General features: G+C 67.2%; 22 protein-coding genes and 1 pseudogene. 10 read left to right on the top strand and 13 right to left on the bottom strand.

What is annotated here, in order from left to right; translation table 11 throughout:
- Positions 1-7 precede the first annotated feature (7 nt).
- Positions 8-886: an alpha/beta fold hydrolase gene (locus ACFXHA_RS04975; protein WP_379353014.1), complete on the bottom strand. Its 879-nt coding sequence runs from the start codon at positions 884-886 to the stop codon at positions 8-10.
- 96 nt (positions 887-982) lie between these two features.
- On the opposite strand from ACFXHA_RS04975, the gene ACFXHA_RS04970 reads away from it, so the two are divergent.
- The gene (locus ACFXHA_RS04970) at positions 983-1,981 is read left to right on the top strand and encodes a helix-turn-helix transcriptional regulator (protein ID WP_379353013.1); all 999 of its coding nucleotides are present in this window, start codon (positions 983-985) and stop codon (positions 1,979-1,981) included.
- On the opposite strand, the gene ACFXHA_RS04965 is transcribed toward ACFXHA_RS04970, so the two are convergent.
- On the bottom strand, positions 1,963-2,619 hold the full coding sequence (locus ACFXHA_RS04965; protein WP_379353011.1) for a TetR/AcrR family transcriptional regulator: 657 nt from the start codon (positions 2,617-2,619) through the stop codon (positions 1,963-1,965). The two genes, ACFXHA_RS04970 and ACFXHA_RS04965, sit on opposite strands and share 19 nt — an antisense overlap.
- A gap of 90 nt (positions 2,620-2,709) precedes the next feature.
- Between ACFXHA_RS04965 and ACFXHA_RS04960 the strand changes: the two genes are divergently transcribed.
- The 4 genes and pseudogenes from ACFXHA_RS04960 to ACFXHA_RS04945 all read left to right on the top strand — a co-directional run bounded on the left by ACFXHA_RS04960 (position 2,710) and on the right by ACFXHA_RS04945 (position 9,737).
- A complete protein-coding gene (locus ACFXHA_RS04960; protein WP_379353009.1) occupies positions 2,710-4,212 on the top strand; it encodes an MFS transporter in 1,503 nt (500 codons plus the stop codon).
- A 78-nt stretch (positions 4,213-4,290) separates the two neighbouring features.
- Positions 4,291-5,739 (top strand): glycoside hydrolase family 76 protein, encoded by a 1,449-nt coding sequence (locus ACFXHA_RS04955; protein ID WP_379353007.1) that lies wholly within the window; start codon positions 4,291-4,293, stop codon positions 5,737-5,739.
- 182 nt (positions 5,740-5,921) lie between these two features.
- Positions 5,922-7,220: pseudogene (locus ACFXHA_RS04950) on the top strand (AAA family ATPase); the annotation flags it as partial.
- 387 nt (positions 7,221-7,607) lie between these two features.
- Positions 7,608-9,737 carry a WD40 repeat domain-containing protein gene (locus tag ACFXHA_RS04945; RefSeq protein WP_379353465.1) on the top strand — a complete coding sequence of 710 codons (2,130 nt, stop codon included), beginning with the start codon at positions 7,608-7,610 and terminating at the stop codon, positions 9,735-9,737.
- A gap of 30 nt (positions 9,738-9,767) precedes the next feature.
- On the opposite strand, the gene ACFXHA_RS04940 is transcribed toward ACFXHA_RS04945, so the two are convergent.
- The 3 genes from ACFXHA_RS04940 to ACFXHA_RS04930 form a co-directional block, all read right to left on the bottom strand.
- Positions 9,768-11,054, bottom strand: a complete 1,287-nt coding sequence (locus ACFXHA_RS04940; RefSeq protein ID WP_379353005.1) for a family 1 glycosylhydrolase — start codon at positions 11,052-11,054, stop codon at positions 9,768-9,770.
- A 225-nt stretch (positions 11,055-11,279) separates the two neighbouring features.
- Positions 11,280-11,834, bottom strand: a complete 555-nt coding sequence (locus ACFXHA_RS04935; protein ID WP_379353003.1) for a dihydrofolate reductase family protein — start codon at positions 11,832-11,834, stop codon at positions 11,280-11,282.
- Positions 11,835-11,985: 151 nt separating this feature from the next.
- Positions 11,986-14,169: a malate synthase G gene (locus tag ACFXHA_RS04930; protein ID WP_379353001.1), complete on the bottom strand. Its 2,184-nt coding sequence runs from the start codon at positions 14,167-14,169 to the stop codon at positions 11,986-11,988.
- Between the two features lie 183 nt (positions 14,170-14,352).
- On the opposite strand from ACFXHA_RS04930, the gene ACFXHA_RS04925 reads away from it, so the two are divergent.
- From ACFXHA_RS04925 to ACFXHA_RS04915, 3 genes are read left to right on the top strand one after another with little or no spacing between them, the layout of a single operon-like run.
- Entirely contained in the window at positions 14,353-15,099 is a 747-nt protein-coding gene (locus ACFXHA_RS04925; RefSeq protein WP_379352999.1) for an SDR family NAD(P)-dependent oxidoreductase, read from the top strand.
- Entirely contained in the window at positions 15,096-15,737 is a 642-nt protein-coding gene (locus ACFXHA_RS04920; protein ID WP_379352997.1) for a TetR/AcrR family transcriptional regulator, read from the top strand. The genes ACFXHA_RS04925 and ACFXHA_RS04920 overlap by 4 nt, the downstream gene beginning before the upstream one ends.
- A gap of 2 nt (positions 15,738-15,739) precedes the next feature.
- Positions 15,740-17,029, top strand: a complete 1,290-nt coding sequence (locus ACFXHA_RS04915; RefSeq protein ID WP_379352995.1) for an acyl-CoA dehydrogenase family protein — start codon at positions 15,740-15,742, stop codon at positions 17,027-17,029.
- Between the two features lie 201 nt (positions 17,030-17,230).
- Here ACFXHA_RS04915 and ACFXHA_RS04910 read toward each other — a convergent pair whose 3' ends face one another.
- The 5 genes from ACFXHA_RS04910 to ACFXHA_RS04890 all read right to left on the bottom strand — a co-directional run bounded on the left by ACFXHA_RS04910 (position 17,231) and on the right by ACFXHA_RS04890 (position 21,532).
- On the bottom strand, positions 17,231-17,848 hold the full coding sequence (locus ACFXHA_RS04910) for a DUF4231 domain-containing protein (protein ID WP_379352993.1): 618 nt from the start codon (positions 17,846-17,848) through the stop codon (positions 17,231-17,233).
- Positions 17,849-17,904: 56 nt separating this feature from the next.
- The gene (locus ACFXHA_RS04905; protein ID WP_379352991.1) at positions 17,905-18,660 is read right to left on the bottom strand and encodes a PaaI family thioesterase; all 756 of its coding nucleotides are present in this window, start codon (positions 18,658-18,660) and stop codon (positions 17,905-17,907) included.
- 104 nt (positions 18,661-18,764) lie between these two features.
- Entirely contained in the window at positions 18,765-19,436 is a 672-nt protein-coding gene (locus tag ACFXHA_RS04900) for a DUF305 domain-containing protein (protein ID WP_379353463.1), read from the bottom strand.
- 23 nt (positions 19,437-19,459) lie between these two features.
- A complete protein-coding gene (locus ACFXHA_RS04895; RefSeq protein ID WP_379352989.1) occupies positions 19,460-21,037 on the bottom strand; it encodes an LVIVD repeat-containing protein in 1,578 nt (525 codons plus the stop codon).
- 150 nt (positions 21,038-21,187) lie between these two features.
- Complete coding sequence (locus tag ACFXHA_RS04890) at positions 21,188-21,532, bottom strand: hypothetical protein (RefSeq protein ID WP_379352987.1); 345 nt, start codon at positions 21,530-21,532, stop codon at positions 21,188-21,190.
- Positions 21,533-21,606: 74 nt separating this feature from the next.
- Here ACFXHA_RS04890 and ACFXHA_RS04885 point away from each other — a divergent pair, with 74 nt between their 5' ends.
- Positions 21,607-21,918, top strand: a complete 312-nt coding sequence (locus ACFXHA_RS04885) for an ArsR/SmtB family transcription factor (protein ID WP_379352985.1) — start codon at positions 21,607-21,609, stop codon at positions 21,916-21,918.
- Complete coding sequence (locus ACFXHA_RS04880; RefSeq protein ID WP_379352983.1) at positions 21,915-22,454, top strand: SRPBCC domain-containing protein; 540 nt, start codon at positions 21,915-21,917, stop codon at positions 22,452-22,454. Before ACFXHA_RS04885 ends, ACFXHA_RS04880 begins: the two co-directional genes overlap by 4 nt.
- A 3-nt stretch (positions 22,455-22,457) precedes the next feature.
- Here ACFXHA_RS04880 and ACFXHA_RS04875 read toward each other — a convergent pair whose 3' ends face one another.
- The 3 genes from ACFXHA_RS04875 to ACFXHA_RS04865 are packed head-to-tail and all read right to left on the bottom strand — an operon-like array spanning position 22,458 to position 25,772.
- Positions 22,458-23,339, bottom strand: coding sequence for a 3-methyladenine DNA glycosylase (locus tag ACFXHA_RS04875; protein WP_379353461.1), 882 nt, complete (start codon positions 23,337-23,339; stop codon positions 22,458-22,460).
- Positions 23,339-24,403 carry a hemolysin family protein gene (locus ACFXHA_RS04870; protein ID WP_379352981.1) on the bottom strand — a complete coding sequence of 355 codons (1,065 nt, stop codon included), beginning with the start codon at positions 24,401-24,403 and terminating at the stop codon, positions 23,339-23,341. The genes ACFXHA_RS04875 and ACFXHA_RS04870 overlap by 1 nt, the downstream gene beginning before the upstream one ends.
- Entirely contained in the window at positions 24,396-25,772 is a 1,377-nt protein-coding gene (locus ACFXHA_RS04865) for a hemolysin family protein (RefSeq protein WP_379352979.1), read from the bottom strand. Before ACFXHA_RS04865 ends, ACFXHA_RS04870 begins: the two co-directional genes overlap by 8 nt.
- Positions 25,773-25,944 lie beyond the last annotated feature (172 nt).

The following is a 25,944-nucleotide window of genomic DNA, read 5'->3' as shown; positions in this document are numbered from 1 at the left end:
CCGCCGCTCAGGATCCGGCGGAACTCCGCTGGAGCACAGCATATTCGGATGCTTCCACCTGGGATTTATCCAAGAATGCCAGGAGGTCGGCGGTCAGGCGTGGGCCGTGGGTGAGATAGATGCCGTGCGGGGCGTTCTCGTAGACGGTCAGCTCGCTGCCCGGGATGAGTTCGGCCTGGCGGCGGCCGCCGAAGTCGAGGGGGATCGAGGCGTCGGCGTCGCCGTGGATGATGAGCGTCGGCACATCGATCGCGCGCAGCTCGGCGCGGAAATCGGTCTCCACCACCGCTCGATTGCACTCGAGGATTGCCTGCAAGGAAGTGTCGTAGGAGATCGACGCCTGTACCCGATCGCGGGCGACCTGGCTCACCTCGCACCCCGGCAGGCCCACGCCGAGATAGGGATCTGTATTGTCGCGCAGCCAGACATCCTGGTGATGCCGCCACGAATCACGCAGCGCGTCGGCCGCCTCGGCCGGGACGCCGTCCGGATTGTCCGCGGTCGCCAGCAGCAGCGGCAAGGCCGCGGCCACCAGCACGATTCGTTCGATCCGGTCGCTGCCGTAGCGGGTCAGGTAGCGCACGATCTCGCCGCCGCCCATGGAATGGCCGACCACGACCAACCGGTGCAGGCTCAAATGCTCGATCAGGTCGGCGATGTCGTCGGCGAGGGTGTCGTAGTCGTAGCCCAGTCCGGGATCGTCGGAGCGGCCGTGGCCGCGACGGTCGAGCGCGATGGCCCGCAGCCCGTGCGCCACCAGATCGGCCATCACGCCGCGCGCTTCGATGCTGTCCATCCCGGCCGCCGCGAGGAACAACACCGGACGGCCGGTGCCCCAGTCCCGATAGAACAATGACGTGCCGGTGCGGGTTTCGATGAAAGGCATTGTGGTGTCTCCTCATTCGTATTGTTCGGAACGAGGGGAAAGGTAGCGGCACTCCACTGACATCTAGTGTCAGTGGATTGCGGGAGAATCGAATTCATGCGCGCCAGCCGTCTCATGTCGATCCTGCTGCTGTTGCAGACGCGCGATCGGGTGACCGCGCAGGAGCTGGCCGAACAGCTGGAAGTCTCGGTGCGCACCGTCTACCGCGATATGGAATCGCTGTCCGCGGCGGGCATCCCCGTCTACGGCGATCCCGGCCACGAGGGCGGCTACCGCCTCGTCGACGGTTTCCGGGCACGGCTCAACCTGCTCACCGCCGACGAGGCGGAATCACTGTTCCTGTCCGGATTGCCCGGCGCCGCCGCCGATCTGGGGCTGGGCGCGATCGTCACCGCCGCCAACCTGAAGGTGATGACCGCGCTGCCGCCCGAACTCCGCGACCGCGCCGGGCGGGTCGCCGAACGCTTCCACCTAGACGCGCCCGGCTGGTACACCGCCGCCGAGCCGACCCCGTACCTGACCACCGTCGCGGACGCGGTCTGGAACGAGCGTGCCCTGCGCTTCAACTACATTCGCTGGGCCACACCGCATCTGGTGACGCGAACCACCGAGCCGCTGGGCCTGATCCTGAAATCCGGCAACTGGTACCTGGTCGGCCACCTCGACGACCGGCTGCGCACCTATCGGATCTCGCGAATCATGGAGTTGCAGGTTCTCGACGCCCCTTTCACGCGGCCACCGGACTTCGATCTGGCGGCCTACTGGGCCGGGTATCTCGAATCCTTCGACCAACGCCGCCACCGTGATTCGGCCAGGGTCCGGCTGAATCCGGAGACCTTCGACCGCCTTCCCGAACTCCTGGACGCGGCGTCGGCCCAGGCCGCGCAGGACTCTGCGACCGCCCAGGCCCCCGACGGGTATTACGAAGTCCGCCTGCCCATCGAATCCCTGGATCGGGCGGTGCCCGACATCCTCCGGCTCGGCGCGGGCGCGGAAGTCCTTGCGCCTGAGGAACTTCGCTGTCGGGTCGCCGCCGAGGCCGCCGAGATGGCCCGTCGGTACGCGGACTGCCGGGGTCAGTCCACTCGGCCGTAGACCAGGCGCAGGATCGCTTCGGTCAGATCGTCGACATCGCGGGTCAGGTCCTCGCGGGGTGCCGCGGACAGCTGCGAGAGCCGGCCGTCGCGCATCAGGGTGACCAGCGCGGCCAGCGTGGCCGAGTCGATGCCCTCCGGGGCCAGCCCGGCCGCGCGGTCGCGCTCGATCTTGGCGGCCAGGCCGCTGGTGAAACGGGTCTGGATGGCGGCGATGAATTCCGTCAGCGGGGGATAACTGCTGTCGTAACCCTCGAGCGAGCAGACCAGAATCGCATTGTTGTCGTGCCAGACCTCGGCGGCTCCCATCAGCTGGGTGCGCAGGAGTTCACGCTGCGGGCCGTTCGACGGTAACCAGACGTGGGTCTCGGCGTAGCGGTCGCTCACGTCCTCCATCAGGCGGGCCAGCACCGCCTGCTTGGACGGGAAATAGAAGTAGAAGCTGGTGCGCGAGATTCCGGTCGCGGTCGTGATGTCGTCGACCGTCAGATGGGCCATCGACTTCTTCGTCAGCAGGTGGCGGGTCGCATCGAGGATCTGGCCCTCGCGTTGATCGCCCTTCGACATGGCGCCGCGGCGGCGGACTCCCTCGGTCGTGCCTCGGGTCTGGTTCACCTTGGGTCCGCCCTTCGCTGCCATGACCTCACCATAGAGCGCTTTCCATTCCCACTGTAGACGTGGCGTCTATCATAATCGACACTGTGTCGATTCCGTCGTAGAGTCCCAGCAATGACCTCCCCGCTCGAGCATCGGCGTTCCGTCTCGCCGACCGCGATCGTGCTGACCATGGCCAGCACCGTGTTTCTTCTGGCCATGGCGCAGACACTGCCCGTGCCCGCGCTTCCCCAGATCGGTCTGCAGCTCGGCGTCTCGGCGACGACCGTCGGCTGGGTGACGACCGCGACCATGCTGGCCGCCTCGGCCCTGACACCGCTGCTCGGACGACTCGGGGATGTGTACGGGCACAAGCCCGTCATCCTGGCGACACTGGTCGTGACGCTGGCCGGCAGCCTGATCGCCGCGTCGGCGCACAGCATCGACCTGCTGATCGTCGGAAGGGCCTTGCAGGGAGCCAGCTTCGGACTGTTCCCGCTGGCGATCAGCGTGCTGCGCCACGAACTGCCCGCCGAACGGCTGACCGGGGCACTGGCCGTCACCGCGTCGACGCTTGGTGTGGGTAGCGGTGTCGCGCTGGTGGCCACGGGTCTGCTGACCCAGGGTGGCGCGGACTACCGGCGCATCTTCTGGCTGTGCGTCGTGCTGACCGTCGTGGTGCTGGCGCTGGCGTTCTTCACGCTGCCGCGTCGTGCGGGTCAGGGCGGACGCGTCGACTACCTGGGCGCGGCGGTGCTGGGCCTCGGCCTGGTCTGCCTGCTGCTGCCGATCTCGCAGGGCCACGAATGGGGTTGGGGCAGTGCCCGGGTGATCGGACTGTTCATCGCCTCGGTCGTCGTGCTGGCCGGGTTCCTGGTGCTGCAGTCCAAGCTGCGCTCGCCGCTGGTGTCGACCTCGCTGCTGGCGCATCGACCGGTCGCGGTCACCAATCTGGCGAGCTTCTGCGTCGGCTTCGCGATGTTCAGCGTGTTCCTCGGGGCGACCTACTTCGTGGCCACCCCGCGCGCGCTGGCCGGATTCGGTTTCGGCGCTTCGGTACTGCGCACCAGCGTGGCGTTCATGCTCCCGGGCGCGGTGGCCTCGGTCCTGATGGGCCCGATCGCCGGACGCCTCGTCGGCCGCATCGGTGCGCGCTACGTGCTGCTGATCGCCAGCGTCATCGGGCTGTGCTCGCTGACCTCGCTGGCCCTGCTGCACACCACCAGCGCGGAAGTCGTTGCCGCCCTGATCGTCGCGAACTCCGCGATCGCCATCGCCTATGCCGCTATGCCCGCGCTGCTCGTCGCGAACGTGGCCCCGCAGGAAACCGGCATCGCCAATTCCATCAACTCGATCATGCGCACCGTGGGTGGTGCGATCGGCAGTGCCCTGGTGGTCACCATCCTCACCAGCGACACCCTCGCCCACAAGCTCCCGACCGGTGCGGTCGTCGCCCTCCCGGCGGAAGGTGCGTACCGGATCGCTTTCCTCACCGGCGCAGCGTTCTTCGCCCTGGCCGCCCTGTTGGCCGGGTTCGGCCTGGCCAACTCCGGCCGCCGCCTGACCCCGCACGAGGTCGAAGAGGATGTCGCTCTCGCTTCCGCGGGTGAATTCGCCACCGCCTCCACCAGTCTCTGACCGAATCCCGCCGCCCCGGGGCCAACGCGCCGAAACTCCCTCGGCTCGTTGGCCTCTCGGGCGGTTAGGGTGTCGGTCGTGGGCAGCGGCGGGCGGGCGGGGTGGGGAGTCGCCGCGCTGGTCCTGGTGGTCGCGGCCATTCTGCTGGTGGTGCAGCCGTATTCGGCGAGGGAGAGTGTCGCGCCGGGCACGGTGACGCTGCAAGTTCGGCAATGGTCACGGGTGATCGCGTTGAATGCCGTGGAGGACATGGCGACAGCGACGATCGGGAACGGGCAACCCGGCGACAGCGTGTGGCTCGACCGGCGCGGTGACCGCGCTGCTTCGGCGAGCCGGCTCGAAACAGTCACGGTCGCCGCGGGTTCGACGGCGGCGCACACGCAGCCGCATTCGTACGCGGGCGGCGTGCTGCGTGCGTGCGGAAAAGCCGCCGACAGGCCGGAGATTCGGTGCTCGCGCTGGATCGGATCGCAGGAACCGCCGCCGGATCGTCGGACGCGGGCGCTGGAACGGCTGCTGGACCGCTACGACCATGACACCGGTCTCTGGGAGAACGACGCCAGCACCTGGCAGAGCGCCGACGCGCTGATCGCGGTCATCGACTACATGGCCCGCACCGGTGACCGGCAGTACCTCGGCTATCTCGACGAGACCTACCGGCACGGATCGGTCTCGCGGACTGGCGTTCCCAGGGACACCGGCTACAACGACGACGAACTGTGGTGGGCGTGGGCCTGGGTTCGAGCCTTCGACCTCACCGGCGATTCCCGCTATCTCGACGCTGCGCGTGCCATCGCCGACCGCGCCGACACCCAGCGCGCCGCATCCTGCGGTGGCGGGTTGCGGTGGGCCCGGACCGGGATCGACCCGCAACTGCACCCGTGGACCCAGGTCAATACGATCACCAACGGGCTGTACCTGACGGTCACCGCGCTGCTGAGCACCAGGGTCGAATCGGCAAGCCGCCCCGGTTATCTCGGCCGCGCACAACAAGCCTGGCAATGGTTCACCCGGCAGCACGGTCACGCGCTGTTCGACGGCTCCGGCCTGATCGATGACCACCTCGATATCGACGCCGACAACAGTTGCGGCGTAACCGATCCCGGCACTCGCTGGACCTACGATCAAGGCGTCATGATGAGTGCGCTGGCGGCCTTGTACCGGGCCACCGGAAGCCGCGATCTGCTCGGTGCCGCCGATGCGATCGCCGCCGCGACCACCGGTCCCGGCTCACCGTTCCTGCAAGCCGGGTTGTTGGGGGAGCCCGCTGCCACGGACTGCCCGGGCCCCGCCTGCCATGACGCCGAAGTATTCAAGGGCGTCTTCGTGCGCTCCTACCGAGAACTGCTCGACACCGGGCACTCCCGAACCGTCACAGCCGATTTCCTCAACCGCCAAGCCGACACCCTGACCGGTGTGGACGACGAATACGGCTTCCGCTGGCAGCCCCTCCCGCAACCCGACGACCGGCCCAACTTCGCCACCCAGACGGCCGCCCTCGACGCTCTCGATGCCCAATCGCCCTGAGGCGACCGGAATTCGATGGCGGTGCCGAAGTCAGGGCTCGGCCGTAATCTGTTCCGGCACAGTACGAGCTGGGATCTGGAGTGGTTGTGGTCGAAGGCAATGGGGAGCAGCCGGTGGGGACTCCCCGGGAGGAGCTGGTTCGACGGCTCGGGGACCTGTGGGTACTGGCGGGGGACCCGACCATGGATCGGGTGGCGCGGGCGGCCAATGAGCGCGGGCGGGGAGCTCGGGCGGCAGCGACCCGGGGGACGGTGCGGGTGCAGCGGATCAGCGCCTGGAAGCGCGGGGACAATGTTCCGGCGCAGTTCGATTCGCTGCGGCCGGTACTGCTGACCTTGATCGACCTGGTCGGCGAGCGCGGCACGGCGACCGAGCCGGAACTCCTCGACATCCGGGCCTGGCAGCAGCTGTGGCGCGAATGCGATTCGTGGACCCCGGAATTGGCGGTGAACTGTCCCTACGCCGGGCTGGATCCCTACCGCAGCGCCGACGCGGACTGGTTCTTCGGACGCGAGCGGGCGACCGGCGAACTGGTCGAGCTGGTGACGGCGACCTCGGCGGGCGGCGGTGGCATCGTCGTGCTGGTCGGGGCGTCGGGGGCGGGGAAGTCCTCGCTGCTGGCCGCGGGGCTGGTACCGGCGCTCGGCAAGGAATGGACCGTGGCGAGCGGAACCCCTTGGCGTTCGGAGGATTCAGCGGCAGAGCAGCTCACGGATCACTCGGATCGGCGCGAGCTGACGATCATCGATCAGTTCGAGGAAGTGTTCACGTCGGCACCCGACGACGCGGCTCGTGCGAAGGTGCTGGGGAGGCTGGTCGACCGGGCGAGCGCGGGACAGACGGTCGTGATCGGGGTGCGAGCGGACTTCTTCGCCCGATGTCTGGAAACGCCGGAACTCGTGGAAGCCTGCACCCGCAGGACTTTCGTGCTCGGGCCGATGCGTGGCGACGAGATCACCGCCGCCATCACCGAACCCGCACGCCGGGCCGGACTCCGGCTCGAACCCGGCCTCGCCGAACTGATCGCCGCCGAACTGGTGGGGCTCGGCCACCTTTCCGGCACCGAGGGTTCCGGCACGCTGCCACTGCTGTCGCATGTGATGGCGTCGGTGTGGCGGCTGCGGGACAAGAACCAGCTCACCATCGCCGGATATCGCGCCGCCGCGGGCGTCGCCGGATCGGTGGCACACACCGCCACGACGGCCTGGGCGAAACTGAATGCGGAGGAGCAGGCAGCGGCCAAGGACCTGCTGTTACGCATGGTCAATGTCGGCGACGGCACCCGCGACACCCGCCGCCGGGTCTCCCGCGATGAAATCCTGAGCCACGCGGCACATTCCGAGGACGCCGCGGCGGCCTTCGAAACCCTCACCCAGGCCCGCCTCATCACTGTCGACGACGACACCGCCTACCTCGCCCACGAAGTCGTGCTCGACGCGTGGCCGCAACTGCGCGAATGGCTCGACGCCGACCGCGAAGGCCACCTCATCCGCCAGCGCACCGCCGCCGATGCCGCGGACTGGGAACGCTCGGGGCGCTCCGGCGCGCTGCTGTACCGGGGCGATCGCCTGGAAGGAGCCCGCCGCCACCGGCGGTCGCCGGCCCGGCCACCCGCCGAATCAGCCCGGGGGACAGAGGCTTTCCTCGACGCGGCGGTTCGCGCACGCAAACGACGCACCGGGACACAGGCGGCGATCGCGTTCGGGGTGGTGCTGCTGCTGGTGGCGGCGCTGGTCGGGTACGTGAACACCAGTGTCGCGGGCCGGGAGCGCGACCAGGCGTTCTTCAACTCGGTGGTGAGCGAGGCCGACCGGGTACAGGGCAGCGACCCGACGCTGTCAGCGGAACTGACCGTGCTCGCGCACCGGATGCGACCGGACGACACCGACGTCGACTCGCGGCTGATCGCGACCCAGAACCTGCCCGTCGCTTCGAGTTTCGTCGACCACTCCGGGAAGCTGACCGCAATGACCTTCGTCGGTCACGATCTGGTGGCGCTCGCGGGCGACGATCACCGGATCCGGCTGTGGCCCAACGACGGTGCGCGCGGATCCCGGGAGGCGGTCGCCGCGATCGCCGATCCCGCCGACCGGACCGTCACGCTGCTGTCCGCCGGAAACCTGCTGCTCTCGGCGGGCTCGGACAACCGGGTGCGGATCTGGGACGTCGCCGACCCCGCCCATCCCGTGTCGCGGCAGACCCTCGACACCGGTGACGCCATAGCGACCGCGACCCTGACCCGCGACGGTCACTTCCTCGCCGTCGTCCACCAGCACGAGGTCATCCTCTGGGACATCACCGATCCGTCCGCGCCGCGTGCGCTGCCCGGCCGGTTGCCCCTCGACGGCATGCCCTACGGCGCGATCTTCCTCGGAGACAGCCGCGGCCTGCTCATCGCCGTGAACCGCATCCAGGGCGGATTCGGCACGGTGAAATCCATCCTGAGCACGAATATCGATCCGGTGCAGGGTATTTCGAGCCCGACAACCGTGCAGCAGGGCAGCGCGGGGCTGGGGGTCGTGCCGGTGGGCCCCGAACGGATGGTGCTGGTGGCCGACAACCAGGGCCAGGCTTCGACGGGCGGAACACTCGGCAGCACGGTGCGGTTCGCGCGTGTGGAGCAATCCGGAACCCTGACCCGGGTGGGCAGCGCGTTCACCGTGGCCGCCGCCGATGCCCTGATCGGTGCGACGGCTACCCCGGACGGCTCGGTGCTGGCGACGGTGACCGTGGAGGGCACCACCCTGTGGAACCTCGCCGACCTGTCGCAGCCCACCGTGCTGGGCACCCAGCTCGCGGGCGCCTCGGCACGTTGCGCCGGTGCCGGGCAGGGGTGCTCGGCGAGCCCGGTGTTCAGCGGATTCGATCCCGACGGCAAGGAATTCGTCGCCGGGTTGAGCAATGGCACGGTGCAGCGCTGGTCACTGCCGCATTCCGTGCTGGCCGGGCAGTCCGGGCCGATCGAAGCGCTGAGCAACGGACTCAGTTCCGACGGCCGCCGCATGATCACCCTCGCGCCGGGGACCGACGCCCACATCTGGGACATCGAGAATCCTGCCGATGTGCGCCTGCTGGGCGCGATCCCACGCCCGGACACCGAGCTGGCCGGGATCTCGGCGACCGCCGTGCCGGCCATCAGCGCCGACGGGCGCTACGTGGCGCTGCTGCTGCACGGCGTCATGACCCTGCTCGACATCACCGATCCGGCGAAACCCCACGAGGTGGCACACTTTCCGGGAGCGGCCGGTGCGGCGTTCGCGGCCGATCGGCCCCTGATGGCGACCCTGGTGGCCCTGCCCACGCCGGAGATGCTGTTCTGGGACATCTCCGATCCGGCCGCACCGGCGCGGATCGGCGGGCCGGTGTTGATCCCGGTGTCGCGGCAGCTGATGTCGGACGGCTTGCAGCTGGCCCAGACCCGGGACGGCCAACTGGTCGTCTCCCTCACCGACAAGCTGCAGGTATGGAAAGCGTTCGTGCAGAGCGATTCCCGCACACCGATCGGCAGCGCCGACGCGGCCCGCGACTCCGGCGCGGCGGGCCTGGCCGTCAGCCCCGATCACCGGACCGCTGTCACCGGCTGGAACTCCGGCACCGTGCAATTGTGGAACATTGCCGACCCGGCACGGATCACGGCACTGGGTGATCCACTGCCGGTCAGCAGCATCACCGTGGACTCGGTGGACTTCAGCGCCGACGGGACGCGACTGGCAACCGGCGGCACCGATTCCACCGTGCGGCTGTGGGACACCTCCGATCCGGCGCATCCGAAAGCGCTGGGGCAGTCCATTACCGAGTCCAGTTCGCCGGGCTGGCGGGTCGCCTTCCATCCCAAGGCGAACTTCCTCGTCGGGGCCGGTGACAACGGGGTGCTGCGGGTGTGGGATCTGGATGCCGAGCATGCCGTCTCACGCGTATGCGCGCTCACCCGTGAGACCGTCGCCGCGCAACTCGCGGCCGCGCTACCCGGGCACACGCTACCGGCGGTGTGCGCCTGAACGGCGCATACCGTTGCCGGTCAACGCAATTCAGTTCGGGACGGTGACCGGGTCCAGGCAGCTGCCCGGAAGGTCCACCAGCGAACAGGATTGCGGCTTGCGGACCGGGCGGTATTCGGCGGGGACACCGCGCTGCCGGACCACCGTGCGGTACGCGTCGGCGACCACGGTGGGGCGGCGGGTGAGGGTCGGGTCGGTGCGGATGTCCACCTGGTAGATGCCCGTTCGCGTGTCGTAGCCGTCCCATTCGAAGGAGTCGGTGAGGCTCCAATAGTTGAAGCCGATCACCGGGGCACCGTCGGCGACCGCGCGTTGCAGCCAATACACGCTGTCCCGCAGGTGGTCCGCGCGGTCATAGCCATCGGCGCGGGGTTCACCGTTGACCGAGTAGAGCGTGCAGTCCAGGACATAGAGCGGCTTACCCGGGTATTGGCGGGCGTAATAGGTGAGCGCGTAGTACAGCGTCTCCGGCTGCACCTGCCAGGCATACGGATTACCCCACGTCAGCGGGTTCTCGGTGAGCAGATCGAGGGTGGGCGTGTAATAGACACCCACCCCGAAGTAGTCGAGCCGGTCGGCGACCTGGTCCGTCAGTGAGGTATTGGTGAATCCGTCGGCGACATCGGAGAAGAACGCGACCGTCATACTGACCATCGCATCCGGCTGCAGCCGATGAATCTCATCGTAGATGGCATTGTGCGCCAGCCCGATCCGCCGATTCATCTCCGGAATCAGATTCGTGGCCAGATCCCCGTCACGCCATTCGTATTTGATGGAGTTGAACGGCTGAAAGAAGGTGATCCACAACGGATCCCGACCGGCATACCGCGCCACCACCTTCCGCGCATTAGCCAGCCACAGCTCGACGATCTCCTCACTCCGCCACCCACCCCGATCAGCCACCCACCCCGGATACACCCACTGATCGAGCACCAACATCGGCCGAATCCCCTTGGCCGCCAGCGCATCCAACACCCGATCGTAAAACGCGAACCCCTCCTCCGACCACACCCCCTCCTCCGGCTGCACCCGAGACCACTCGATAGACAGCTGAAAAACCCCCGCCCCCAACCCCGCTAGCAACTCGATATCCGACGCATACCGCCCGTAAAAATCCGCCGAATCCGGATACCGCAACAACTCAGGATCCCGCTTCCCCATATACCGAATCTGATTGCTGTCGAACGTATGCCCCTCAGCCTGATACCCCGACATCCCCACCCCCCACAACAACCCGCCATCCAACGCCCCCAACGCCCCCGGCGCCGGCCGAGCCCCAGCCCTCCCCACCCCAACCCCAGCGATCCCAACCGCCATGAGCCCCAAAACCGTCCGCCGAGACACCGGTCCCATACATCCCCCGATCAAGCATCCGCCGCATCGAATCACGACATCGCCGGACTGTATACCACAGCCGCACAACAACTTCAGCCCGCAAGCTGCTATGACGACTCGAACGCACGCCCCACGTTCTGCCCGGACCATGGACCGCCTACCACGCCGAATGGCTCGCCTGGACCCAGGTGAATCCCTGAGCGCTGGTCAGGCGAGGGTGTAGCGGAGCAGGGTTGCGGTTTTGAATTGCCTTGTCTGCGTTAGGCGGAGGTGGATGCGTTTGTCCAGTGCTGGGAAGAATGGGGTTCCGCCACCGAGTACTACCGGGGAGATGTACACGTGGTACTCGTCGATCACGTTGTGGGGGATTAGAGAAGCCGCGAAGCTCGCGCCGCCCACCTCCATGACACCGTCTCCCTCGGCCTTGAGCCTGCGGACTTCCTCGACCGCGTTCTCGCTGACCAGCGTGCTGTTCCACTGGACTTCTTTGAGCGTCCGAGAGAAGACGACCTTGGGTTTCGCAGTCCAGAGAGCGCCGAACTCGCGCGCGATGGGGGAGGGGTCGTCGGCAGGGACGTGCGGCCAGTAGTCGGCCATCAGTTCGTAGAGGCGCCGGCCGTTGAGAGCGAGTTCGAGGTCGCGGAACCTGTTGTTGTGAAACTGGTGCAACTCCTCGTCAGGAGAAGTCCAGTCGATACCACCGTCACGGTCGTTGATGTACCCATCCAGGGACACACCGAGCCCGTAGATCAATGTCCTCATGACAGGTAGACCTCCTGTCCACTCGAAACTAATCGGTGCCCGTCGCAGCCTACGCCGACCGCCTCAGGAGAAGATCGGCCCTGGATAAGAGGAATCCCCGGGCGACGGGGGTCGACCGGGGATTCCGTTGGGGCTCAACCGAAGTTGGGGGTTAGACCGACTTGTTGAAGGCCTTGGCCTCGCGGCGGCGGCGGTGGAGGATCGGCTCGGTGTAGCCGTTGGGCTGGGTGGTGCCCTCGAGGACGAGTTCCTTTGCTGCCTGGAAGGCGATGGAGGCGTTGAAGTCCGGGGACATGGGGAAGTAGGACGCGTCGCCTGCGTTCTGGCGGTCGACGACGGGGGCCATGCGCTCGAGGGAGGCGATGATGTCGGCCTCGGTGACGATGCCGTGGCGCAGCCAGTTGGTCATGAGCTGGGAGGAGATGCGCAGGGTGGCGCGGTCCTCCATGAGGCCGATGTCCTTGATGTCCGGCACCTTCGAACAGCCGACGCCCTGGTCGATCCAGCGCACCACGTATCCGAGCATGCCCTGCGAGTTGTTGTCCAGCTCCTGCTGGATCTCCTCGGCAGACCAGTTGGTGTCGGGGGCGAGCGGGATCTCGAGGATCTCGTCGACGGTGGCGCGCGGGCCGCCCTTGGCGATCTCGGACTGCCGCTTGAACACATCCACCAGGTGGTAGTGGGTGGCGTGCAGGGTGGCGGCGGTCGGGGACGGCACCCAGGCGGTGTTCGCGCCGGACTTGGGCTGCGCGATCTTCTGCACCAGCATGTCGGCCATCAGATCGGGCATGGCCCACATGCCCTTACCGATCTGCGCCTTGCCGGGCAGGCCGGTGGCCAGACCGGTGTCGACGTTCCAGTCCTCGTAGGACTTGATCCACTGCTGCGCCTTCATCTCGGCCTTGCGGACCATCGGCCCGGCCTCCATGGAGGTGTGGATCTCGTCGCCGGTGCGGTCCAGGAAGCCGGTGTTGATGAACACCACCCGGTCCTTGGCGGCGTGGATGGACGCCTTCAGGTTCACCGTGGTGCGGCGCTCCTCGTCCATGATGCCGACCTTGAGGGTGTTCACCGGCAGGTCCACGACCTGCTCGATGCGGCCGAACAGCTCGTTGGTGAAGGCCACCTCGTCAGGGCCGTGCATCTTCGGCTTCACGATGTAGATCGAGCCGGTGCGGGTGTTCTTCAGAGCGGTGTCGCCGTTGAGGGCGTGCTTGGCGATCAGGACGGTGACCAGACCGTCCATGATGCCCTCGCCGACCTCGTTGCCCGCCGCGTCGATGATCGCGTCGGAGGTCATCAGGTGACCCACATTGCGCACGAACAGCAGCGAACGACCGTGCAGCACCAGCTCACTGCCGTCGAGCGCGGTGTAGACGCGGTCCGGGTTCATGGTGCGGGTGAAGGTCTTGCCGACCTTCGACACCGTCTCGGCCAGATCGCCCTTCATCAGGCCCAGCCAGTTGTGGTAGCAGAGAACCTTGTCCTCGGCGTCCACGGCCGCGACCGAATCCTCGAAGTCCATGATCGTGGTGACCGCGGACTCCAGCACCAGATCCTTGACACCGGCGGTGTCGGTCGAGCCGACAGGCGAGGACGGATCGATCTGGATCTCGATGTGCAAACCGTTGTGCTTCAACAGGATCGAGGTCGGCGCAGCCGGATCACCCAGGTAACCCACCAGCGCGGTGTTGTCGGCCAGGCCGATCTCCGTGCCGTCCTCGAGCCCGACGACCAGCTCGCCGTCCTCGATCGAGTACTTGGTGGACCCGATGTGCGAGCCGGTGATCAGCGGCACCGCGTCGTCGAGGAAGTTGCGCGCCCACTCGATGACCTTGTCACCGCGGACCTTGTTGTAGCTCGAACCCTTCTCCGCGCCATTGGCCTCGGAGATGGCATCGGTGCCGTACAGGGCGTCGTAGAGCGAGCCCCAGCGCGCGTTCGCCGCATTGATGGCGAAGCGGGCGTTCATCACCGGCACGACCAGCTGCGGTCCCGCCTGGGTGGCGATTTCGGCGTCCACGTTCTCGGTACCGATCTGGAAATCGGCCGGTTCGGGACGGAGATAGCCGATCTCAGTCAGGAACTGCTTGTAGGCAGCCTTGTCGTAGCCGGCGCCGGGGTTGGCGCGGTGCCACTCGTCGATCTTGGCTTGGATGTCGTCGCGTTCCGCCAGCAGTGCGCGGTTGCGGGGACCGAGGTCATTGATGACGCCCTCGGCACCCGACCAGAACGCGGCGGAATCAACACCGGTGCCGGGGAGGGCCTCGTTCTCCACGAAATCGTGGAGAACCTTGGCAACCTGCAGCCCGCCGACCTGAATCCGCTCTGTCATCTACTGCCTCATTTCGAGAAGCCGGGTGGAAAAAGTACGCGCGTCATATTACTCGCGGTTACCGGGCGGTATTTCGCGGCCCGGGGGTTGGGGCCTCGCGCGATGGGTCTTGATTGTATCGATCGGTACATTTAATGTACTGGGTGGAACATTTTCTGACGGCTCGTCGCGAAGGTGCAGTTCATGGGAAATCCCTTGTCGGGCAAGGTGTCTGTGGTAACGGGCGGCAGTCGCGGGCTGGGGAGGGAGATGGTCCTCGCCCTCGCCGAGGCCGGATCCGACGTCGTCATCGCCAGCCGCAAGCTCGACGCATGTGAGGAACTAGCCTCCGACGTGCGCGCCAAGACCGGGCGACGGGCCCTCGCGGTGGCCTGCAATGTGGGGGATTGGGCGCAGTGCGAGACGCTCGTCGAGGCGGCTTACAGCGAGTTCGGCAAGGTCGATGTCTTGCTCAACAACGCCGGGATGTCATTGCTCTACCCCAGCTTGGACCAGGTTTCCGAGGCCATGTTCGACAAGGTGATCGCCACCAACCTCAAGGGCCCGTTCCGGCTCTCGGCGCTCATCGGCACCCGCATGGCCGCGGCGGGCGGCGGATCGATCGTGAATATATCTTCGATCGAGGCCGCGCACCCCGAACCGATGGCCGTCCCGTATGCCGCCGCCAAGGCCGGTCTGGAGGCGCTGACCGTGGGATTGGCGCACACCTACGGGCCGGGCGTCCGAGTGAACACCATCCGCTGCGGACCCTTCGCCACCGACATCTCCAAGGCGTGGCCCGAGGGACTCGCCGCCGAACTGGCCCGGCACACCGCGCTCGGCCGCATCGGCGCACCCGCCGACATCGTCGGGGCCGCCCTGTTCTTCGCCTCCGACGCCTCGGCCTTCTGCACCGGCTCGACCCTGGCCCTGGACGGTGGCTTCCGGTGACCGCCGAGGTTCCCGCCCGCCGCCGCGGCCGCCCGCCCGCGTCCGCCGCCGCACCGGGGGAGACCCGCGAGCGGATCGTGCGCGCGGCCCTGGAACTGTTCGCGGAGAAGGGCTTCCACGGCACCGGCGTCGCCGAGATCGGGGACCGCGCCGACGTGCAGCGTGGTGCGCTGTACTACCACATCGGCTCGAAAGAGGAACTGCTGTGGGAGATCCTCGGCGACTACACCCGGCTGATGCTCGCCGAGGCCGAGCAGATCGCCGAGGGTTCCGACTATCCGGTCACCAAGCTGCGCAAGCTGATCCACAGCCACGTCCGGTTGATCATCGAGAACCGCGCGGCCGTCGCGATCCAATTGCGTGACGGAGCCGCGCTCACCGGTGAACGGGCCGGCGAGCTGCAGCAGCTGCGCGACCGCATCCAACAGCTGTGGCAGCAGGTGATCGACGCGGGCAAAACCTCGGGCGTCCTGCGCACCGCCGACCACGTCGTCACCAACAGCATTCTCGGCATGCTCAATTCGGTCACCTTCTGGTACCGCGCCGAAGGCAAGCACACCCCCGACGAAATCGCCGACATTCTCGGCACCACCGTCCTGGACGGACTCATCCAACCCCGCAAGAGCACGAAAGGCTGATCATGGCTTGGGATTTCGGCACCGATCCGGACTACCAGAAGAAACTCGACTGGGTCGCGGAGTTCGTCAGGACCGAGGTGGAACCCCTCGACCTGCTCTACCCCAACCCCTACGACCGGCAGAACCCGGAGATCCGGGCGCTGATGAAACCGTTGCAGCAGCAGGTGAAGGACCAGCAGCTGTGGGCGTGCCACCTCGGCCCCGAACTCGGCGGACCCGGCTACGGGCAGCTGAAACTCGCCCTGCTCAACGAGGTGCTCGGCACCTCCATGTGGGCCCCGCTCGTCTTCGGTTGTCAGGCACCGGATTCCGGCAACGCCGAGATCCTCGCCCACTTCGGCACCCCCGAGCAGAAGGCGAAGTACCTACAGCCCTTGCTCGATGGCGAGATCGGCTCCTGCTACGTCATGACCGAACCCACCGGCGGCTCCGACCCGACCGCCTTCCAGACCCGTGCGGTCCGCGACGGCGACTCCTGGGTCATCAACGGCGAGAAGTGGTTCAACTCCGCCGCCGAATTCGCCACCTTCCACATCGTCATGGCCGTCACCGACCCGGAAGCCGCCCCGCACCAGCGGCTTTCGATGTTCATCGTCCCCGCCGACACCCCCGGCCTGGAGGTGGTGAAGAACTTCACCGTCCCCGGCTTCAGCGAACACGAAGGCCACCTGCGCTTCACCGACGTCCGCATCCCGGCGGATTCGCTGCTCGGCGCGGAGGGCCTCGGCTTCATCGTCGCCCAGACCCGCCTCGGCGGCGGCCGCGTCCACCACGCCATGCGCACGGTCGCCTTGGTGCGCAAGGCCTTCGACATGATGTGCGAACGCGCCGTCTCCCGCCCCATGGGCAAGGGCGTCCTCGGCGGCAAGCAGATGACCCAGGAGAAGATCGCCGACTCCTGGATCGAAATGGAACAGTTCCGCCTACTCGTGCTGCGCACCGCGTGGCGTATCGACCAGGAACAGGACTACCGCAAGGTCCGCCACGACATCGCCGCCATCAAGGTCGCCATGCCGAAGGTCATGCACGACATCGCCCAACGCGCCATGCACCTGCACGGCGCGATCGGCGTCAGCACCGACCTCCCCTTCACCGACATGATGACCTACGCCCAGATCATGGCGATCGCGGACGGCCCCACCGAGGTTCACAAGATCACCCTGGCCAAGGAAGTCCTGAAGTCCTACACGCCGACCGATCCGGTCTACCCGTCCGGCTACCGCCCCGCCCTCCGCGAACAGGCCCGAGCCCTGGTAGCCGAGCGCCTGGAACACACCATCGCCAACCTCTAGCAGCGGACGCCCCGGTACCCGGGTGGCAACCCACACGGATCCGGGAGGCAGCCCCACCTCGTCATTCCGGCGTGCTTGTGGCCGGAATCCACAACGCCGTGTGGATCCCGGCCGAGAGCGCGCCGGAATGACGAGGGAGGCGGCTGCGGATGCGGCCCGCTGGGTGACGAGGATCGGTCGCGGGGATTGCGTGCTCGACGGCTAGCTGGGCGTGGTGGTGGGTGCCGGTTCGTCGATGGTCTTGATGTAGGTGTTGGTGTACGAGACGAGGATCTGTTCGACGTTGGTGATGAAGGCGGTGGCCGTTTCGGGGGTCGGGGGGACCTTGTAAGTGCCCGCGCCGGAGACGAATTGCCAGCCTTCGGTGAGTAGGGACTGTTGGGCGGCTCGGTTGGTGGCCACCCGCTGGTCGGTGCGGAAGATGCTCGGGCTGCCGGTGGCGATGACGGCGATGCCGCCCGCGAGGGCGGTGGCGGCCCGAATGGCCGAACCCTCGAAACCCGCCAGACCGGTGACGATCGCGCTGGCGGCCAGGGCCGTGAAGCGCAGGATCTGGCCCCAGCTGCGGAATCTGCCGGTGAGGCGGTCGGTATAGGCGACTTCGGGAGCGTAAGTGCTGGACCAGAAGTCGCGCAGCGCGGGACCGACGGTAGCCCAGGGAATGACCTGGGCCATGGCATTGGTCTGGCCTGCCGCGGACGACCGCGTTCCCCGGGCGACGGCGGGTGGTGGCGCGGACTTCGCGGGATCGGGAGCGGGGGTCGGCACGACGGCGGGGGCCGGTTCCGGAACAGCGGTCGGCGAGGGCGATTCAGCCACGCGGACAGTCTGACACGATCGACGGCGGACCGCTCAGCAGTTCCGCGGGGACGGCGTCAGGCTTGCCGGGGCTCGATCCACAGGGCTTCGGCCAGGGCGCACAGGTCGCCGTCGGGAGTGGAAAGGGCCACGCCGACAGTGTGTTTGCGGCCGTCGCGAGCGATCACCCAGGCGTGCGAGATGTAGTCGGCTCCGGCGAAGACGGGAGCGTGCTGGGTCGCGGTGAGGGCGGCGGTGAAAGTGCCCTGACCCATCTTCGAGAAGACGAAACCGGCCAGGCCGCCGGGGCAGTCGAGGGCCGACCACACGACTTCCGGTGGCAGTTCACCGGTTTCGTCGGCCAGACCCGGATCGGGTGTCCAGGCGGTGGCCATGATCTCCGTGCCGGGCACTCGCCAGGGGAACAGGCGCAGGCCGCGACCCGGCTCGCAGGCCGCGCCGCAGCCGTAGCAGTCGGTGATGCGCCGCGACGGGGAGGCCAGGGCCGCGTCGAGCGCGGACTTCGCCTCGGACCAGGAAGGTGTAGGGACCGGATCGAGCGTGAGTGTGGACGCACTCGCCTCAACCAGCAGGGTGTCGTCGACGCCGGTGAGGGTGGCACGGCCGGACTCGGGCCGCGACAGCAGAATCGGGGTGTTCACGGTGACCGGCCGGCGGAAATCGACGCGCACGGTATCGGCGTCGAGCTGCGCGGCGAGCAGACCCGCTAGATGGCCGCCGAACGCAAGCTCCGGATAGCCATGAATATGCGCGGGAATGGTGAGCGCTTCCGCCTGGGTCATGGTGGAGATCAGCCCTTTCCCGGCCGCCATGGCCGATCGACCTCTCGACCATACCCAGGGCCTCGACCACCAGACTCGTGAGATTTCGCACCCCACCTCGGCAGCGAGAGTGCGCACTTCAGCGAGCGCGGATCTCAAGACAGCGGTTGCGCGCCTCGCTGGGCGAGCATGACGGTCATCAGCCCCGCCTCTTGGGACTGTGCGGTGATCATGCCCCGCGCGGCCTCCTTCACCGGACCCGAGGCGAGCAGTGCGTCGGCGGCCTTTGCCATCGCCACCCCGCCTCGGTGATGACGCAACATCAGTTGCAGGAAGAGCACTTCTGCGTCCTGGCCACGTGCGGTGGCGAGCGCGTCGAGCTCGGCCTGTGTGGCCATGCCGGGCATGCTGGTGCCGTTGGTGCTGGTCATGGTCGACATTCCGGCCATGGATGACGGCGAATGTTCGTGCGCGGCGGCGGTGTTCATCCACGCCATCGGATGCTTCGAGTCCGGTGCGGCATTGGCCAGTCGCAGCCAGCCGAGCATGGTGCCGATCTCCATGCGCTGGCTGTCACCGATCTGCTGGGCCAGCCGCCGCACCGTCGGGTCCACGCCGGAATCCAGGCGCAGCACCATGATCAGCGCCTGCTCGTGGTGGGAGGTCATGTCCTGGCTGAACCCGATCTCGACGGCGTTGAGCACCGGTGCGGCGGAACGGCTCTCGTCGAGGGCCAGGGGCCGCACCAGGAATCCCGCCGTGAACACGGTCAGCAGCAGTACCGCGAACCCGGCCGGTCGCCGCCAGCGATATCCGGCCGCGCGCAGGCGATTACGCAGGTTGCTCGGCGTCACGAGCCCACCACGGACTGCTGGTCGGCGGGTGGCGTGTAGACGTTGTCCGCGAGCTGCAACACCATGAACCCGTTGTCATTGCAGGTCGCCCACAACTGGCTGCCGTGCCATTCCGGCGGCGAGAAGCACCAGTCGGTGGACAGGTCGCCGAACGCCACCATGCCTGTCCGAGACGACAGCGCCTGGTTCGGATCGAACTTGCCCTCCAACATCGCGCGCGCCGCCGACGGGAACTCCATGAACGGGACGCCGATCAGCGAGGCCAGCGCGTGCGGTGAATTCCACAGCTCCAGGTTGCGGCCCTTGCGCGCGGGCGGGTTGAAGTACGCGATCTCCTTGGCGTGGAACGGGTCCCGCACATCGAACACCCGGATGCCGGATTCCTCCCAGCCGCAGGCCAGTGCGGTCGGATTGGTCGGGCGATCGGCGGCGCAATAGTGCGCGTCGTAGGAGAAGACGGATCCGCCCATGGCCGAGGCCATCGCCGAATCCTGATTCTCCGGCAGGTTGATCTCCAGTTTGAGCTTGGCCGCGACGGTCGGGTTGGTCTCGTCGGAGATGTCGATGAGCTTCACCCCGCCCGCGCCACCCTCGTCGACGGTGAACAGATAGGGCTTGCCGTCATAGGTGACCGGAATGCTGTGCTGGGTCGCGATGCCGTCCGTCCAGAACACCCGTCCCAGATGGTTCACCTGCGGATTCGGGTCGCGCCGCTGTACCGCGCTGATATCCAGCACCGTGAATCCGGCCAGCGCCGAGAGATACATGCGATTGCCGTCCGGGCTGATCCCGAACCCGTGCGCCTCGATCCCGGTCAGGCCCTGCCAGATCACGTGCGGATTCGCCGGATCGGTCAGATCCACCGCGCTCACGAAACCGGGCGCGATGCCCGAGGCCCAATACGTGCGACCGTCGGGGGAGAACCCGCCCTCGTGCGTCGTGATCGGCAGCGGCATCAGCAGATTCGTGCCCGCGCCCGCGTTCAGCAACCGCGGATGCGCGCAGTCGGAGATGTCGTACACCGACAGGTATCCGGCACCCTCACCGACCGGAACACCGGTGCCCACCAGCAGTTTCCGCTCGGCATTGACCTTGAGCGACTCCCAGGTGCCCGCCAGCATGGCCGGTTCGGTGAGGCTGCCGGTGACCACCGGATTCGCCGGATCGGAGACGTCGAGCACCTGCACACCCTGCGCGGGCCCGAGGATATTGCCCGGGAACAGCGACCCGGTGTACGAGCAGTGGTCGTAGGTCGTCGAGGTGATGCCCGCACCCTTGCCGACATACCCGCCCACGAACGACAGATTGCAGCGATACCCCAGCGTGCTGCGCCCGCTGTTGCGGTCATCGGCCGAAACATCGCCCTGGATACCGGTTTCCGGCAGCGCGTCGTCGCCGCAGTCCGCGCGCGGCACGGACGTGCGACCTACGTCCAAGAACTGCTGGACCTGGTTCAGGATGTCGGATTGCAGATCCGCTGCCGCCCCGTGCATCGGCAGCACGGCCGCCCCCAGCAGCGTGACCGCCAGTACTGCCGCCGGCTTGGACCGGCGTACTCGCGTGAACCGCCCCATCGCGGTACCCCCGTCTTCGTTCGAAACACAAGCTCGGTGACCCACCGCACTTCAGGTTGTCCGATGTGGTCACGGTTACGTCTCGAAACGCTAACCCATAAACTGACCGGCCGGTAGGGGCGACACGAAATTGTCTGTGACAGCCCGGCTCTACTGCTGCAGTTCGGGGAGGGGCTGTTCTTCCAGGACGACGATCTCGCACTGTTCGGCCCAGTGCAGGTGATGGTGGTCGTCGACCATTTTCAGGGCCTCGTCCATCGAGGTGGCTTGCAGGATCGACATTCCGATGACGCCGCTGTCGGTTTCGGTGATCCCGGTCGGCGTGATGCGGCGCGCGTTGCCGAGGGGTTTACCGCCGTCGATGAGGCCGCTGCCGAGGCGGTTGCTCCAATCCACCCACAGCTGCATACCTTTCATGGCTTCCTCGGGTGTGGCCTGGGCGAATCGTTCGGCGACGGACAGGGGTGCGAGGTAGAGAACGATGTATCGGTTCATGCCGCGACGATAGGTGACCAAAAGGTCACATGTCAACGGTCATGTGACCGGATGGTCTCGTATAAGGTGGGGGCGTGGACGAGGACGCGGTGTTCAAGGCGCTGGCCGATCCCACCCGGCGATATCTGCTCGACGCGTTGTTCGCCCGGGACGGCCAGACGCTGACCGAGCTGGAATCCGGGCTGGAGATGACCCGCTTCGGCATCGGCAAACACCTGCGGCTGCTCGAAGACGCGGGCCTGGTGACCACCGTCCGGGACGGGCGCAAGAAGCTGCACTACCTCAACCCCGTACCGATCCGGCTGATCCACGATCGCTGGATCGACAAGTTTACCGAACAGCAGCTCTCCGCCCTCACCGACTTGAAGAAGGACCTGGAATCGTGAGCCTCGACGACATCCGTGCGCGGGCCCGGCCGGAGTCACGGCAGATCCACCGCGTGATCATCGCCGCTACAGCCGCCCGGATCTGGGAGGCGATCACCGATCCCGAATGGACTGTCCGCTACGGCTTCGGTGGTCGCAGCGTGATCGAACCCCGAATCGGCGGCGCGTTCACGGTATTCGCGCCCTCGGGCCCCCGCCCGATCGACAGCGAGCCGGAGCTCATCATCCGGGGTGCGGTCACCGACTACGACCCGCCGTCGCTTTTGGGCGCGCGTATCCGCTTCCTGGGGGACGGGAACCTGGTCGCGGAACCGGAAACCTACCTGCGCTACGAGATTCGTGACCGCGGCGACGGCACCTGCGCCCTGACCGTCATCCACGACGTGACGGACGCCCCGCTCATCGCGGTCATCAGCTCCGGCGACCTGGAATCCGAAGGCTTCGGCGGCGGCTACCCGTTCATGCTCAGCGACCTGAAATCGCTGTTGGAGACCGGCAATTCGCTGCCGGTCAGCCGTCCCGGCAACAAGAGCTGACCCCTACAGCGCGAGCAGTTCGCGGCAGGTGTCCAGCAGCCGGGTGCGCAGGGTGGCGGCGCGTTCGGCGATCTCGGCTTGCCCGCGCACGTATTCGGCGCGGCCGGACGGGGTTTCGATGCGGATCGGGTCGTAGCCGAAGTCGCGCAGGTCGTAGGGGCTGGCCTTCATGTCGAGTTCACGGGCGGCACAAGCCAGTTCGAAGGCATCGAACAGCAGGTCGGAGCCGATGAGCGGGGTGAGTTTGAAACCCCACTTGTAGATGTCCATATTGGCGTGCAGGCAGCCGGGCTGCTCGCGGTCCACCTGTAGCTCGCGGGTCAGGGGCTCGATATTGAGCGGGACCGCTTCGGGGGTGAAGAAGCGGAACGCGTCGAAGTGGGTGCAGCGCAACTGCATCGACTCCACGACGGCGTCGGTGCCCGTCGTGCCCAGTCGGAGCGGGACCTGCTGGTGGCGGACGTCGTCGGTGCGGTAGACCATCGCCCATTCGTGCAGGCCGAAACAGGACAGCTGGGCCGGTCGGGTGGTGGTGGCGGCGAGGAGGCGAGCGACGAATTCGACGGTGTCGCGCCGTTTTTCGAGGAACTCGGGGTCGGCGGTCCAGCCCGTCGAATCGCCGACGGAAACCTGGTGGTAGCCACGGAATCCCGCGTAATCCCCGGCGTCGGCCAGCACCACACCGTATCCGGGATGCCAGCGTTTGAGCTGGGCCGGTTTGTGGCCGTAGTAGGTGAACAGGAAGTCGACGACGGGATGCTTCGAACCCGCCGCCCGCCGTTCCAGATACGGGCCGACGAGAGCGTCGACCCGTTCCCGGTGCGCGGCCGCCCGGCCCCGCCAAGCGGGGCCGGACAACACGGTGGAATCGGTGCGCACGTTCATCATTCGGCAAGTCGGTGGGTGGCGTCGCGGACGGTGCCGACGAACTCCTCCACCAGGTCTTCCAGGGCCACGATGCCGACGGTATTGCCGCGACTGTCGACCACGCGGCCCAGATGCGAATTGGTGCGCCGCAATCGGGCCAGCGCCTCGAACAGGGTGGTGCCCATGCTCAGTGTCGGCAGCGGACGGATATCGGTGCGGGGGATGGGCGTACCCGGGCCCGCGTCGTCGTCGGCGGTCAGGTCCAGCACATCCTTCACGTGCAGGTAGCCGACCAGCGAACCGTCGGCCGCGCGCACCGGATACCGCGAGAAACCCGTTTCCGCGACGGCGGATTCGATATCGCCGAGCGTGGTGCCGTCCCCGCGCAACGGCACCGACCGGGTCGAAGCCAGCGGCACCATCACGTCGGCGACGATGCGATCACTGGAACCCAGCGCCTGGGTCAGCCGGCGGTGCTCCTCCTCGTCCAGCAGTCCCTCCGAACGGGATTCACCGAACATCTCCGCCAGCTCCACCGACGACACGGTCGAATCCAGCTCGTCCTTCGGCTCGATCCGCAAGGCCCGCAAGGTGATATTGGCCGCGAAGTTGTAGATCGCGATCAACGGCTTGGCCAGCCGCAGCCACGCCAAATGCAGCGGGACCAGCAGCAGCGCGGAGCGTTCCGGCCCGGCCAGCGCGATGTTCTTCGGGATCATCTCGCCCAGCAGGATGTGCAGGATCACCACGATGGTCAACGCCAGCGCGAACGAGATCGGGTGCAGCAGTGAATCGGGCACGCCGAGCAGATCGAACGGCTGCTCGAGCAGATGCGCCACCGCCGGCTCACCCACGCGACCCAGCAGGATCGAGCAGATGGTGATGCCCAGCTGCGCGGCGGCCAGCATCATAGACAGGTTCTGGGCCGCCTCGATCACCGTGTTGGCGCTGCGCTTGCCCTGTGCGGCAAGCGCTTCCAGGCGGTCGCGGCGAGCGGAGATGAGCGCGAACTCCGCGCCGACGAAGAACGCGTTGCCCAGCAGCAACACCAGGGTGAGCAGGACGGCGTACAGGTCACCCATGGTCGTGCTCCCAGATCGCGAGGGCCTCGGCGTCGACGGGGCGGATCAGCACCCGGTCGATGCGGCGGCCGTCCATGCGTTCCACCTTGGCGATCCAGCCGCCCTTCGAGGGTGTCTGCTCCAGCTGATGGTTGCCCGGTTGCGGCAGCAGCACCTCGTCGCCGGTCTCCGGAATCCGGCCCAGCCGGGTCAGCACGAGGCCGCCGAGCGTCTCGTATTCGCCTTCGGGCGCGTCGTATCCGGTGGCGCGGGAGACCTCGTCGACACGCAGCAGACCCGAGCAGTTCCAGCCCGTCGGGGTGCGGCGCACATCGACCTCCTCCTCGTCGTGCTCGTCGCGGACGTCACCGAGGATCTCCTCGATCAGGTCCTCCATGGTGACGATGCCCGCGGTCCCGCCGTACTCGTCGACCACCAGCGCCACCTGCATACCGTCGCGGCGCACCCGCTCGAGCACTTCGTCACCGTCGAGGGACGCGGGCACGATCGGCACCGGCTTGGCGATGGACTCCAGCTTGATATTGCGGCGATCCTTGGCCGGATACACGAACACCTGCTTGACGTGCACGAACCCGAGCGTGTTGTCGAGGTCGCCCTCGATGACCGGGAAACGCGAGAACCCGGTCTCCCGGGCGGCGTCGATGAGATCGGCGAGAGTGCAGTCCTGATCGAGGGTTTCGATGGTCATGCGCGGAGTCATGAGCTCCTCCGCCGTGCGCTCACCGAACTCGAGCGAACGATCCACCACCTGCGCCGTGCGCTGATCCAACGCCCCGTGCAACGCGGAAGTCCGCACCAGCGAACCCAATTCCTGCGGCGAGCGCGCCGAGCGCAACTCCTCGGCCGGTTCGATACCCACCCGGCGCACCGCCCAGTTGGCGGCCCCGTTCAAGAATCGGATCATCCACTTGAAGGTGGTGGAGAAGGCGATCATCGGCCCCGCGGTCAGTCGCGCGGTCGACAGCGGTGCGGCGATGGCGATGTTCTTGGGCACCAGCTCGCCATAGATCATCGACAGCGAGGTCGCGATGATCAGGGCCAGCGCCAGCGAAATCCCGTGCGTGGTACCGGCACTCACGCCGAACGCGTGGAAGATCGGCTCCAGCAGCCGCGCCAGCACGGGCTCGGCGATATAACCGGTGATCAGGGTGGTGATGGTGATGCCCAGCTGCGCCCCGGACAATTGGAACGAGAGCGTGCGATGCGCGTGGCGCACCTGCCGGGCCCGGCGATCACCCTCACGGGCGTGGGCCTCCACGGTCGAACGTTCCAGGGCGGTGAGCGAGAACTCGGCGGCGACGAACAATGCCGTGCCGGCGGTCAGAGCGATGAAACCGAGCAGACTGAGAACGGTGAACACGGCCGACACGGTCAGTACCACCTGGCCGTTCGCGATGCCGGTATTGCGTGGACGCCGGGTTTGTCACCCGGCTCGGTAGAGGAGCCCTCCTGTGAAGCGCCCTCGGACGCGGGTGACAACTGGTTCCTTTCGCAGGGGTTGCTAAGCGGATATGCGCTTCGGATACCCATCTTCAGGGTCC

The organism is Nocardia sp. NPDC059240 (assembly GCF_042753865.1).
Lineage (GTDB): Bacteria > Actinomycetota > Actinomycetes > Mycobacteriales > Mycobacteriaceae > Nocardia.
The sequence above is the reverse complement of the archived record's forward strand: the minus strand, read 5'-3'. Positions and strand labels throughout refer to the sequence as shown.